This window comes from Catenulispora pinisilvae (assembly GCF_015356865.1).
In the GTDB taxonomy this organism is placed as follows: Bacteria; Actinomycetota; Actinomycetes; order Streptomycetales; family Catenulisporaceae; genus Catenulispora; species Catenulispora pinisilvae.
The window spans coordinates 37373-50483 of record NZ_JAAFZA010000011.1 but is presented as its reverse complement, the minus strand read 5'-3'; the positions used below and the strand labels follow the sequence as shown (position 1 = coordinate 50483).

The window sequence follows — 13111 nt, the reverse complement described above, 5'->3', positions numbered from 1 at the left end:
GTTAGCGAAGTGAAGTATTCTGCGGCGAGGAGAACACTTGAACAAGGCGGTCGGCGAGCTCCGTCAACCGGTCCGGGGCCGCGCTCCCCCGCGAACGTACGTAGCGGTGACGACGTCGCCATAACGCTGATTCGACCGCGCGATAGTGAGCCCACCGTCGCACACGTTCGCGATCGAGTTCGGCGGCCTCAGCGAATATGTCCAGGCAGCGAAATACGTCCCGATCTCGGTTGCCTTTCGCCAGCAGAGTCGGCCCGTACGTCTTGAGGAACGTGCCGCCGTCGTAAGCCGGGTCGCCGACAAGCCCTTTCGGATCGACGACGAGCCACGGCTCCCGTTCCGCGTTAAGGATGTTCCGTGCGTGCAAGTCGCCATGGATGACGACCTCGGGCTGATCGGTTCCGAGTTCTCGGAGCGTGGCGACTGCTTCGTCGACGGCCGGCTTCGGGAGCGCGTCTGTGAAGTCCGCTGCGTCTTGGAGAAGCGATTCAGCCCACTGCGCCACGCGGTCGCGTAGTCGGGGCAGGTCCGGCGGCGCCGGCACGGCCAGCCGCCTGTTGATCAGCCCCGTGATGCGCACGACCTCATCGTCGTCGGGCAGCCCCGCGAGCGTCTGCGAGCCGGCTCTCTCAAGCAGCATTGCGAAACGCTCATCCGCGCGCTCATACAGCCGCACTGCACCGTGACCGCGCCATGCCTCGAATGCGGCCGGCTCCCACGCGTTGCCGGGGTGGGGAAAGGAGACCTTCACGACGGCGGCCTGCTCCTCGCGTCTTACCGGGACGACGATGCCCACCTCTCCGTGCATGATCGGCCCGTCTGGCAAGCAACTCCACTGCTCAAGCAGCTCTGTAACGAGCCCGGGCAGGCTGGCCACCCACCGTGCACCGCTGTCACCTTCGCGATCGATCGTGCCTCGTGCGAAGGCCTCCGGAATCTTGATCACGCGAGCACCATACGCGGGCACGGCGGCCTGGCTCCGAATGGAGATCACCAGCGTCCTACCAGGTGTACGGTCCCGCAAGCCGCGGTAGGAGCGATGGGGTCTAATTGGTTCGTCCTATCGCTGCTGCTCGGTCCGCTGGCCACCTTCTTGATCGTGGCGTGGCCGGCTGTGGAGAGCGAGGACATCAGCTGACCGCCGCCGCGCGCCCGGCTCGACCAGATAGCCGCAGCAATACCACGCCTCGCAGGGTTGCCCGACTTCGCTGCCATAGACGTCGAACTGCTCGATGGGTGCCAACGCGTCGCGCGCGGTGGCGGCGTCCAGTGGCGGTTCGGTGGGCCTGAAGGGATCGCCCCAACCTGCGGGTTCCCCAGTGGTCCAGTCGAACCTTTTGCCGTTGCCGTCGATAAACAGCGTCCACATTGGGTGCTCGGGAAACGAGTTGAGCCGCACCACCCACCAGACGTCGCCGATCCTGGCCGCCGCACGAAAGCGTGGGTGCGCGGTGGAATGCCACCGCGGACGAGCGTGGGTCTCAGGCGGCAGGTCCACTGCTCCGGTTCCTTTCGCGCGGCCTCGGACGTTATCAGCATAGTCCTGCCGTCGGCGGCTGCCGGGGCCGCCAGTGCCGCTCCTGGCTTCCTTCGGAAGCGGCGACCTGCTGTCAGTAGGGCTGGTTGTCCCCGATCGCGTTCTTCACTTGGTCGGCATACGTCCCCAGCGTGGGCGCCTGGATCTGCCCGCTGTCGGGCTGAATCTTCAACTTCCAGCCGACGCTGGCCCACCAGGTGTTCAGGTCCTCGGGGTGGATCAGGCGGCCGTGATCGAAGGCGTTCGCCGGCGGACCGTCGAGCCCGCCGATCGGCAGTTTGCCGGACTCGACCGCGGCCTGCACGACGATGCTCATCGCGGACCCGCTGAGCTGGGCGTTGCTCTGGCCGACGATGATCTGTTCCTTCGCCTGGTTGTCGGTGGAGAACATGGGCAGCTGATCGATGTAGGGGGTCAGGAAGCCGTCCACGGCCTGGCCGACCCCGACCGGGGTGCCCGACGGGGCGTTGCCCAGACCGCCGAGGATGGCGTTGACGAGGGCCGCGTGCTGGGCGTTCGCCGCGTCCTGCGCTGCCGCGCCGCTCAGATGCATGTCGTTGAGCGTGTCCTGCGACATGCCGACCAAGCCCGCGGCGATTTTGGTGTAGTCGGGTCCGCCCATGAAGGACAACTTGAGTGCGTTCTGGTAGTTGCCCTGCGTGAATCCAGCGAAGTCTGCGGCGCTGTGCGGATCCTGCAACGCCACCGACAGGAAGTTGTGCAGCTGTTGATGGGAGATCAGGAACTGGAGGGGCTGGCCGTCGGGCTGGATGACGCCGAGGTGGCTGACCCCGTCGACGTTGCTGAGCTGAGCCGAACTCCCGAGGTCGAAGCTGTACGCCTTCGCGTAGCCCTCCAGCGACTGGCTGACCGGCGACGGCAGCTGTGAGCCCGTGGCCTTGCCGTACGTGGGGTTCGGAGGCTGCCAGCCGTTGTACGCGGCGGCGGCCTCGATGATGTTGAAGCCCGCTTGCAGGGTCTGCTGCGCCAGCGGGGACGAGCCGCGAGCGCCGACGTCGGCCGGCGATCGGGGGCAGGCCGCGGTGAACAGAGCGGCGACGGTCTTCGGGTCGAGGCCCGGGATCTCGGGGTTTGCCGAATTGTCGTAGCCGTGATCGTCGGGGAACTCGGCCGACACCACGGTGCAGCCGTGCAACAGCTTGGTCGCCAGGTCCTGGCCGTCGGCGCCGGAGAACAGGTCGATGGCCGCGTACTTGTTCTGCGACGTCGTGTTCAGCACCGTGTTCAGGGCACCGCCCAGGTCCTGCTGCGAAGGGTCCTGGTCGCTGAGTCCTGATTCCTTGTTGATGTACAGCCGTGACAAGTCGGACAGGAACTGCGCCCCCTGCCCGTCCCCGAAGTCGGCGCCGGGGGTCGTGCCGATCAGCTTGCCCAGCCCGATCAGCCCGGCCGTCCCCAGCCCGGCCAGCATAGACTCGGTGAGCGCGCCACTGGATGCGGCGCCGGAGACCCGGTGGCCGAGGTCCTGGATCAGGGATTGGTCGGTGGCGTCGCTGTCGCCGGGACCCTGATGGGCGTGCAGCCAGTCGACGACGTTCGCCAGCGACGGCCCGAACTTCTTCCAGAACTCGGGGTCGTTCTGATAGTCGAACGCCACCTGCGAGAGCTCCTCACGCACCGCGTCCGGGTCGAGATCGGTCTGGCCGCCGTTGAGGATGTCGCTCAGATCGCTGGCATCGGCGTCCTCCAGGCCGATGCCCAACCCCTGGAACGAGCTGGGATTGAGCGCGGACGGATCGCCGCCGTTCTTCGCGTACTGGGCGTTGAAGTCGGTGAACGCCGGGTTGCCCAGCGAGGACAGAACCCGCCGCAACGTGTCGTTGGCGTCGTTCAGGTCACGGACCAGCGCGGCCCTGGCCTGGTCGTGCTGCGGCACCGCGTCGTTGTCGAGATTGTCCTGCTGCGTATACCAATCGCCGGTGTCGGGCACTCCCGGCGGGGCGTCGACGAAACCGAAACTGCCCACCCTCAGGTGTGGCCGTACACCGCCGTTCGTCGCCGCGGCCGCCTTCAGCGCCGCGTCGCGGCGCCGGTAGTCGCCGTCGGCGGCGCTCTGCGAGCTCGTCAGCGCGGCGGCGTACCGCGACATCGCACCCGACGCCTGGTTGAAAGCGTCCACCATCGACCGCAGCATCCCCGGCAACGGCTCCAGCGTGTTGCGGAAGGCGTCGCCGCTCGCGCCGAGCCAATTGCCGAGCGCCGGATCCGTGCACAGTCCGTTGACGCCGACGGCGACCATGTGCGCCGCGGTCTCCCGGTCGGTGAGCTTCTGCGCGATCGTGCCGATCTGTCCGACGTCCCCCGGGACCGGATCGCTGGTCCGGCAGAACACGCTCCAGTCGTTCCCGTTGCGCGCCGCCATCAGTTCGCCCCCCTTCCCTTATGGGGTTGCGACGGCGTGGACGGCAGCGAGTTGGCGCCCGCGGCGAGATTCTGATCCATCGCCCGCGCGGCTTGTGCGCTCGCGTCGGCGAGCTTGGCCAACGCCGACAGGTAGCTGTCGAGGCGCTGCCCGATCAGGGTCGTGGTGTTCGCCAAGTCCGCCAGCGCGTGCTCGGCGTCGATGCCGCCCATCCCGCCGCTGATCGTGTCGGGATAGAGCGAGTCGAACTCACACTGCATCAGATCTCGAAGTTGCGCAGAGAAGCCGTCCATGGCGTCGGCGTCCATCTGCAATACGTCGTTAGACATCTTGTCCCCCCACCGGATGTCCTTCAGGTTCCCTTCTCAGAGCCCTGACCAGAATCTCCATGGTCGCGCGGTGGCGGGTCTGGGCACCAGGACGACAACCTGCCATTCGCATGCCATTGGATGCTCTGACGCCCCGCTGCTCTACGGTGTCCCTCCATGAGCACCCGATCCGCCGCCGCCTCCTCTTCGCGCAAGCCCAGCAAGCCCAGCAGGCCCCGCAAGTCCGACGAGGACGCGCTGATCCTCCCCGCCGCGTGGAAGGAGCGCCGGCACAAGCGGCGAGGCGATGCGGCGGTCGTCGGGGCGCACGAGCCCAGCCCGCGCGCGATGCTGTCGTCGCAGGCCCTTGCCGAGGTCGAGCGGGTGCTGCGCGATCCGGGGTCTGATCCGGAGTTGGCCGAGCGGGCGCTGGCTCACCTGCACGGTGCGCCGGACGCGGTGGGTGCGGCGGTGATCGCGGCGGTCAAGGTGCACCGGTCCGTGGGGGGCGTCGCGTGGCCGTTCGCCGATGGCTGGGTCGCCGAGCACGGCCTGCCGTTCGCCGTTTGTGCCTACGCCGAGTTCGGTTCTGCCACCGTCGACTCCTCGCCCGGAACCGGGGGGCTTCGGGTCGTCCCGGTGCCGCGCTACGGCCATCACACGCGCGCTTGGTGGCGGGACGAGTACGCGTCGCGCCGGCTCCGCACCCGGATGGCCGCCGCCGACGATGAGGTCTACGCCGCGGCCGTGGAGCGGCTGGCCGGGTGTCGGCGCGACTCCGCGCAGCGGGCCGTCGTCTCCTATCTCGTGCCGGACCGGCGTGACTGGGTCGACGAATGCTGCGCCGCTCCCCCGCAGGATCCGATCCGCTGGATGCCGCTGCTCGCCCTCACCTCGGCCGACCAGCTCGCCGCGCTGCGCGACTGGATTCCGGCCCGCTGGTGGGACTACCCCTCGGGAGTGGTCGCCACCATGGTCGACGGGCTCGGGGCGGCGATGGCCCCGCTGCTGATCGACGCCCTGGACCAAGACCTCTCCGTGCCCGAGACCCGCACGATGCTCAACGCGCTCGCGCTGCTGCCCTCCGACGGAGCCTTCCAGGCCCTGGTGGACCGGGTCGGCCGCAAGTACGTCCAGCCCGCGCTGCTCGGCGCGATGAAGCGCTTCCCGGTCCGGGCGACGCGGCTGCTCGCGCCGGCGACCAGCGGCTCGACGCAGGCGGCGGTCCTGGCCCGCGACCTGCTGGCCGGGCACCTGCTGGCCGCACCGCAACGGGCGGCGGCCGCGCTGCCGGAGCTGGCGCCAGAGGTCCGCGCCGTCATCGCCTCTCTCACGGCGACGAACACCCGCATACCCGACGCCCCCGCCGACGCTCTGCCGCCGATGCTGGTCGATCCGGCCGAACTGCTCCCGGACCACATACCGACGATCGGCCGGTGGGCCAGATCCGGACCGCTCCCGCAGATCCGGCTGCGCGACCGCAACCAGGCGCTCCCGCGCAAAACGACCGACCATCTGCTGACCATGCTCGCGATATCCAGTCCCGGCGCTATGTATCCCGGTATCGGAGCGGTCCGCGAAGCCTGCGACCCGGAGTCCCTGGCCGAGTTCTCCTGGACGCTGTTCCGCGGCTGGCAGGCGGACGGCTCGCCGGCCCGGGACGACTGGGCCCTGACCCAGCTCGGCTGGTTCGGTGACGACGAGACGGTGCGCCGGCTGGCCCCGCTGCTGCGGGCCTGGCCGGGCGAGGGCCGGACCACCAAGGCCGTCAAGGGCCTGGACGTGCTCGGCGAGATCGGCACCGACGTGGCGCTGATGCACCTCAACGGCATCGCGCAGAAGATCCGCTACCCGGCGCTCAAGGCCCGGGCGCAGGAACGGATCGGCGACGTCGCCGCGCGGCTGGGACTGACGCCCGAACGGCTCGCCGACCGGCTGGTGCCGGACTTCGGCCTCGACCCCGACGGGACCCTCGTCCTGGACTACGGGCCCCGGCGCTTCGTCGCGGGGTTCGACGAACACCTCCGGCCGTACGTCACCGACGAGCACGGCAGGCAACGCAAAACCCTGCCGAAGCCCGGGGCCAAGGACGACCCGGAGCGCGCCGAGGCGGCGTACCAAAGGTTCGCCGGGCTCCGGAAGGACGTCCGCATGATCGCCGAGGACCAGATCCGGCGGCTGGAGACCGCCATGGCCACCCGGCGCCGGTGGACGCTCGCCGAGTTCCAAGACCTGTTCGTCGCGCACCCGCTGACTTGGCACATCACCCGCCGGCTGGTCTGGATCGCCGAAAACGACGGCGCCGCCCGCGGCCGGGACCGGGACGACGCCGCAGCCGCAGCCGCGTGCATGACAGCCTTCCGCATCGCCGAGGACCGCAGCCTGGCCGACCTGGCCGACGACCCGCTGAAGCTCCCCGAGACGGCCACGATCCACCTCGCGCACCCCGTCGACCTCGGCCCCGACCTGCCCGCCTGGTCCGAACTGTTCGCCGACTACGAGATCCTGCAACCCTTCCTCCAGCTCGGCAGACCGATCTACACCCTGACCGAAGACGAGCGTAAGCACGGCCGGGCCGAACGCTTCGAGGGACGCACGATGCCGATCCGCGGCGTGCTGCGGCTGATCCGGCGCGGCTGGCTACGCGGAGAACCGCAGCACCGCAGCAGCCTCACGCGCTGGATCTCCCGGGACCTCGCGGCCGGTTGCCAACTGGTAGTCGGTCTCGATCCGGGCATCGAGGCCGGGAACGGCATCGACGATCCCGACCAGCAGATCACGCACGCCCGGTTCGACGACTCCCGCCCCGACCACTCCGACACCCCCTGCGATTCTCTGGACCCTGCGATCGTCTCCGAGGCGCTTGCGGAACTGACCGACGCCTTCGAGGAGACGCCGACGAACGGCTGACCGATCCCGGCGGGCTTGTACCGCCGGGCTTGTGGCGCCGGACACTTGTGGCGCCGGACATCTGTCGCTAACGTTCCGCGCACATAACTCTGCAACGTTGCAGCGTTCACCATCGCTCAACGTTGCAACGTTGCAGAGTCCTGCGACCGAGGAGACTTCCATGATCCGGAGCAGACCACGAAGACTGTCCCGCCGGACGCGGGGGCGGGTCGCCGCCGCGGGTGCGGTAGCGGCGCTCCTGCTGGGTTCGGTGACGACCGGCGTGCTGATCGCCGCGCCGCCCGCGACAGCCGTGACAGCCACGACAACAACCACGACCACGACAACCACTGCGGCCAAGGCCACCGCGACCACGGCAACCACCGCGATGCCGACGACCGGCGTCCTGTACGCACCGAACCTGTCCGCCAACCCCAACGAGGACGCCAGCTACCCGCGGGTGATCCGCCTGGCGAACAGCGGCTCGCTCAACGGTGAGCTGCTGGCCACCTTCGCCCACTCCGGGGTGGGATCGACGAAGGCGAACTTCCCGGTCTACACCTCGACGGACGACGGCCACACCTGGTCGGCCTCGCCGATCGGGACGGTGACCGACACCGTGCACGGCTGGGACCTGGACGGCCCGACCCTGTTCGAGCTGCCGCGCGCCGAGGGCTCGCTGCCGGCCGGGACGTTGCTGGCGTCCGGGACGGCGTGGAACCACAACGACTACACACAGCAGGCGATCGAGGTGTTCGCCAGCACCGACCACGGCGCCACCTGGAGCTATCGCAGCTCCTGCACATCGGAGTCGGGGACGGCGAACACCCAGGGCCACGGCATCTGGGAGCCGGAGTTCGGGGTGGCCGGGAACGGCGACCTGGTCTGCTACTTCTCCGACGAGCGGCCCTCGGCCAACGGCTACAACCAGGTGCTGGCGCACGTCGCGAGCACGGACGGCGGCGCGACGTGGGGCTCTGAGGTCTACGACGTCGCCGTGCAGGACAATGTCCAGCGGCCGGGCATGACCACGGTCGTCAAGCTGCCCAACGGCACCTACGGAATGACGTACGAGGACTGCAAGGCCGGCTTCGACCCCGACACGGCGTGCTCGGTCTACCTCAAGACCTCGCCCGACGGCGAGAACTGGACCCCGGCCTCCGGCCTGGGCAGCCTGGTCCAGACCTCGGACGGCCGGCACCTCCTGCACACCCCGGGCCTGGCCTGGTCCCCGATCGGCGGTCCGAACGGCACGCTGCTCGTCTCCGGGCAGCGGGTGGTCTCCGGCAACGACGGAGCGGTGACCGTGCAGGACGAGTCCGGGACCGTGCTGTTCGCCAACACGAATCTCGGCACGGGCAGTTGGACCGAGACGACGGCCCCGGTCAACACCAACCCCACCGGCGGCTACGACAGCGGGGAGACGGCCTGCGCCGGCTACAGCTCCCCGATCCTGCCGTCCGTCTCCGGCTCGACCGTCCTCTACCTGGCCGGCACGCACCTGAGCAACGGCAAGTGCGAGGTCCAGTTCGGCTACGACGTGGCCCCCGGCCCGACCGGCGCGATCACCGGACCCGGGACCACCGGCAAGTGCGTGGACGTCAACACCAACACCTCGACCGACGAGAACACGGTGCAGCTCTGGACCTGTAGCGGCGTGCCCGGCCAGCAGTGGTCGGTCGAGCCGGACGGCACCGTCCGCGCCTTCGGCAGCTGCCTGGACATCGACGGCAACGGCACGGCGAACTCCACCAAGGTCGAGCTCTTCCACTGCGACAACGCCGGCGGCCAGCAGTGGCGCGAGCAGGCCAACGGCTCGCTGCTGAACCCGCAATCCGGACGCTGCCTGGACGACCCGCAGGCGAACACCGCCGACGGCACCCAGCTACAGATCTACGACTGCAACGGCCTGTCCACGCAGGTCTGGAACATGCCGGGCGCACCGACCGCGGCGATCACCAACCCCGGCGCGGCGGGCAAGTGCGTGGACGTCAACACCAACACGCCGACCAGCGGGAACGCGGTCCAGCTCTGGGACTGCAACGGCGTGCCCGGCCAGCAGTGGGCGATGCAGCCGGACGGCACCGTCCGGGCCTTCGGCAAGTGCCTGAACATCATCGGCGACGGCACCGCGAACTCCACCAAGGTCGAGCTGAACGACTGCGCCAGCGGCAACGGCGGCCAGCAGTGGGCACCGCAGAGCAACGGCTCGCTGCTGAACCCGCAGTCCGGACGCTGCTTGGACGACCCGCAGGCGAACACCGCCGACGGCACCCAGCTACAGATCTACGACTGCAACGGCCTGTCCACGCAGGTCTGGACGACCGCCGTGTAGCGAGGCGCCATCGGCGCGCGCGCTGGTCGCGCCGGGTCGCACACCGGTCGCGTCTGCTGCGGCCGAAACGTGATGTTCACTCTATTGCAACGTTGCAGGGCGCCGAGTTACGGTTCTCTGCAACGTTGCAGAGCCGGCCACCAAGCTCCACAGGTTGATGACGACAGAGAGCAGGAATGACGATGCGTACCCCCCACGGTGCCGGCGGCTCGGCCCGCCGCGCGTTCCCCGGCCTCGGCGGCCGGCGTCTGGTCGGGCTGACGGCCGCGGCCCTGGTGGCGGTCTCGGCGGCGGCGTGCAGCAGTTCCCCGTCCACCGCCGGCCCCGGTGCGGCCTCCGGCGGCTCCGCTTCCGGCGCCGCGGGCGGCTCCGGCTGCGCCGCCAACGCCACCCCGCTGACGTTCTGGGGCTGGTCGGCCGGTTATGACCTGGTGGTCAAGGAGTTCAACAAGACGCACCCGGACGTCTGCGTGAAGCTCCAGAACGCCGGGGCGACGACCGCCGAGTACGTCAAACTCAACGACGCGCTGAAGGCCGGGGACGGCGCCCCCGACGTCGCCCAGCTCGAGTACTTCGAGGTGCCGTCGTTCGAGATCACCAAGAACCTCGTGGACCTGTCCCAGTACGGCGTCGCCTCCTCGCGGGCCGACATCGCGCCGGCGGCGTGGTCGCAGGTGAGTCAGGGTTCGGCGCTGTACGCGATGCCGGTCGACCTCGGCCCGCTCGCGCTGTACTACAACTCCAAGCAGTTCTCGGCCGCCGGCCTGACGGTCCCGACGACCTGGGACCAGTTCGCCACGGCCGCCGACAAACTGCACACCGCCGATGCCAACGCCGCGATCACCAATTTCGATCCGGAGAGCACCCAGGACGTGCTGGCTCTGATGCAGCAGTACGGCGCCTTCCCATTCACCTACAGCGGCGGCACCTCCGTGGGAATCAACTTCACCGGCGCCGCGCAGACCGCCTTCGCGAACTACTGGCAGGGCCTGATCGACAAGAAGGAAGTCACCACGGCCTCGGACTTCTCGCCCGCGCAGTGGGCGAACCTCGACTCCGGGGCGAACGCCGCGCGGCTGAGCCCGGCGTGGGGGCCGGTGGGCATGCAGCTGAGCGTCAAGAAGACGATCGGCGACTGGCGCGCGGCCCCGATGCCGCAGGCCCAGGCCGGGCAGAACCTGGCGGGCAACTGGGGAGGCTCCACGCTCGCGGTGGTCAAGGGGAGCAAGCACGCCAAGCAGGCCGCCGAGTTCGCGCAGTGGTTCGGCGGTTCGGCCGACGCCTGGAAGATCCTCAGCGGACCGGTGGCCGGCGCGTTCCCGGGCTATGTGCCGCTGCTGAACTCCCCGGACTTCCAGAACACGACGCTGCCGATCTCCAGCGACGACAAGTCCAACGCCGTGTTCGCCGACGCCGCCCAGCACCTGGCCCAGACCCAGTGGCCGCCGATCATGACCGCGGCGCTGACCCAGTGGACGTCCACGTTCGCCGGGGTGACCAAGGGCACTGAGACGCTGCCGCAGGCGTTCCAGGCCTTCCAGAAGCAGCTGAGCGACTACGCCAAGGCCCAGGGCTTCACCGTCACCGCGAGCTGAGGGGTGCCACGGCCGAAGGGGTGCGACAGGAAGCGAGTACGAGGACGTGAGCGAGCAGAGCGGATTCCCGGCGGCGGCGGTGCGGCCGTCGGCGGGCCTGGGACCGGCGGCGCCGACGGGACCAGCAGCGTCCAAGGGACCACCGGCGTCCAAGGGACCAGCAGCGGAACCAGCGGCATCCACGGGACAGGCGCCGCCGCACCGCACCGGCCGGCGGCGCCGACGCAGTCGGCAGTGGCCCGGCGCCGTGTTCGTCGCGCCGCATCTGGTGATCCTGACGCTGTTCATGATCGTGCCGACCGGATACGCGGTCTACGACAGCCTGTTCACCAGCAAGCTGGTCGGCGGCACGCGGTTCTCGGGACTGGCCAACTACCGCACGGTGCTGAGTTCGCACGAGTTCTGGGACGGCGTGTGGCGGGTGCTGCTGTTCGCCGTCGTGCAGGTGCCGCTGACCATCGCGATCGCGTTCTTCTTCGCCGCGGTCTTCGACGCCGGCGTCGTGCGGTTCGGCAGGTTCTTCCGGACCGTCTTCTTCATCCCGTTCGCAGTGCCGGGCGTGGTCGCGGCCGTGATGTGGTCGTTCCTGCTGCTGCCGGGCTTCGGGCCGTACTCCAAGGCGCTGAAGTCGCTCGGGTTCGGCCACGTCGACTTCTTCTCCTCGAAGCTGATCCTGCCGACCATCGTCCTGATCGTGATCTGGGAGTGGACCGGCTACAACATGACGATCCTCTACGCCTCGCTGAAGTCCATCCCACGGGACGTGACCGAGGCGGCCGTGATCGACGGCGCACCGCTGCGGACGATCATCTTGCGGATGAAACTGCCGATGGTGCGGCCGACGATCGTGATGCTGGTGTTCATCAACATGGTGGGCGCGCTCCAGCTGTTCACCGAGCCGTCGATCCTGTCGGCCTTCCAACCGCAGGCCGTCTCCTACGGGTTCACGCCGACGCTCTACGTCTACAACACGGCGGTCGGCAGCGGTGAGTACAACCTCGGCGCCGCCGCGGCCGTGGTGCTCGCGCTGATCATCGGCCTGGTCTCGCTCGGCGCCTTCGCGGTACGGCGCAGGAACGGAGAGTTCCGGTGAAACGCAGCACTAGTACTCCCAGCGCTCCCCCGAAGCCCCCGAAGCCGCGTCCCGACGACGGCGCCGTGCCGGTCCGGCTGTACGGGCTGCGCCGGGGCACGACGACGCTCCTGACCCTGGTCTGCGCGGGCTTCGCGGTGTTCATCCTGGCCCCGCTGGTCTGGCTGCTGATCAACGCGACCAAGACCCAGGCCGGGGTCTACGCCGGCCCCGGGTTCTGGTTCAGCAAGCCCTTCCGGCTCTTCCAGAACCTCGCCGACCTCGGCAAGGACATCAGCGGCGCCGGGGTGTACCTGCACTGGATGCAGAACACGCTCGTATACGCCGTCGCGGGTGCGATCGGCGCCACCGCGCTGTCCGCCCTGGCCGGATACGGGTTCTCCCGGTTCCGGTTCCGCGGCGCGAACTCGCTGTTCTATCTGGTGATGGCCACCCTGCTGGTCCCGATCACCGCGCTCGCGCTGCCGCTGTTCCTGGTCTACGCCAAGGTCGGGCTGGTCAACTCGATCTGGGGCATGATCCTGCCGAGCATGGTCTCGCCGGTCGGCATCTACCTGATGCGCACGTTCATCGACGCCTCGGTGCCGCAGGACATGATCGCCGCCGCGCGCATCGACGGGGCCGGCGAGCTGCGGATCTTCTTCCGGATCGCGCTGCCGCTGTGCCTGCCGGGGCTGGTCACGGTGCTGTTGTTGAGCGTCGTGGCGATCTGGAACAACTACTTCCTGCCCCTGATCATCTTCAGCCGCAACGATCTGTACCCGCTCACCGTCGGCCTGTCCTCACTGTCGCAGGCTGCTGAGACCGGCACCCAGGCGCAGCTGGTGCCCGTGCTCATCGCCGGGGGCCTGGTCACGGTGGTTCCGCTGATCGTCCTGTTCCTCTTCCTCGAAAGGTACTTCCGGGGCGGCGCGCTGCGGGGCAGCCTCACCGGCTGACTTCGCACCGCACTGCTCGGCAGACCGTATCCG

9 protein-coding genes are annotated in these 13111 nt (G+C 69.2%); 5 read left to right on the top strand and 4 right to left on the bottom strand.

Translation table 11 applies throughout. The features are described from left to right. Nucleotide 1 precedes the first annotated feature (1 nt). The 4 genes from IZR01_RS05350 to IZR01_RS05335 form a co-directional block, all read right to left on the bottom strand. The gene (locus IZR01_RS05350; RefSeq protein ID WP_194891928.1) at nt 2–946 is read right to left on the bottom strand and encodes an aminoglycoside phosphotransferase family protein; all 945 of its coding nucleotides are present in this window, start codon (nt 944–946) and stop codon (nt 2–4) included. A 114-nt stretch (nt 947–1060) separates the two neighbouring features. Then, nucleotides 1061–1498 carry a hypothetical protein gene (locus IZR01_RS05345; protein ID WP_194891929.1) on the bottom strand — a complete coding sequence of 146 codons (438 nt, stop codon included), beginning with the start codon at nt 1496–1498 and terminating at the stop codon, nt 1061–1063. Nucleotides 1499–1610: 112 nt separating this feature from the next. Further along, complete coding sequence (locus IZR01_RS05340; RefSeq protein WP_194891930.1) at nt 1611–3920, bottom strand: putative T7SS-secreted protein; 2310 nt, start codon at nt 3918–3920, stop codon at nt 1611–1613. Further along, nucleotides 3920–4249: a hypothetical protein gene (locus IZR01_RS05335; protein ID WP_194923096.1), complete on the bottom strand. Its 330-nt coding sequence runs from the start codon at nt 4247–4249 to the stop codon at nt 3920–3922. The genes IZR01_RS05340 and IZR01_RS05335 overlap by 1 nt, the downstream gene beginning before the upstream one ends. Before the next feature lie 156 nt (nt 4250–4405). Here IZR01_RS05335 and IZR01_RS05330 point away from each other — a divergent pair, with 156 nt between their 5' ends. The 5 genes from IZR01_RS05330 to IZR01_RS05310 all read left to right on the top strand — a co-directional run bounded on the left by IZR01_RS05330 (nt 4406) and on the right by IZR01_RS05310 (nt 13078). Next, on the top strand, nt 4406–7138 hold the full coding sequence (locus IZR01_RS05330; protein ID WP_194923095.1) for a DUF4132 domain-containing protein: 2733 nt from the start codon (nt 4406–4408) through the stop codon (nt 7136–7138). A gap of 367 nt (nt 7139–7505) precedes the next feature. Next, on the top strand, nt 7506–9452 hold the full coding sequence (locus IZR01_RS05325) for a ricin-type beta-trefoil lectin domain protein (protein ID WP_194923116.1): 1947 nt from the start codon (nt 7506–7508) through the stop codon (nt 9450–9452). Between the two features lie 182 nt (nt 9453–9634). Next, nucleotides 9635–11047, top strand: coding sequence for an ABC transporter substrate-binding protein (locus tag IZR01_RS05320; protein ID WP_194923094.1), 1413 nt, complete (start codon nt 9635–9637; stop codon nt 11045–11047). A 46-nt stretch (nt 11048–11093) separates the two neighbouring features. Then, nucleotides 11094–12140: a carbohydrate ABC transporter permease gene (locus IZR01_RS05315; RefSeq protein ID WP_323746919.1), complete on the top strand. Its 1047-nt coding sequence runs from the start codon at nt 11094–11096 to the stop codon at nt 12138–12140. Continuing rightward, nucleotides 12137–13078, top strand: coding sequence for a carbohydrate ABC transporter permease (locus IZR01_RS05310; RefSeq protein ID WP_323746118.1), 942 nt, complete (start codon nt 12137–12139; stop codon nt 13076–13078). Before IZR01_RS05315 ends, IZR01_RS05310 begins: the two co-directional genes overlap by 4 nt. Nucleotides 13079–13111: the final 33 nt, after the last annotated feature.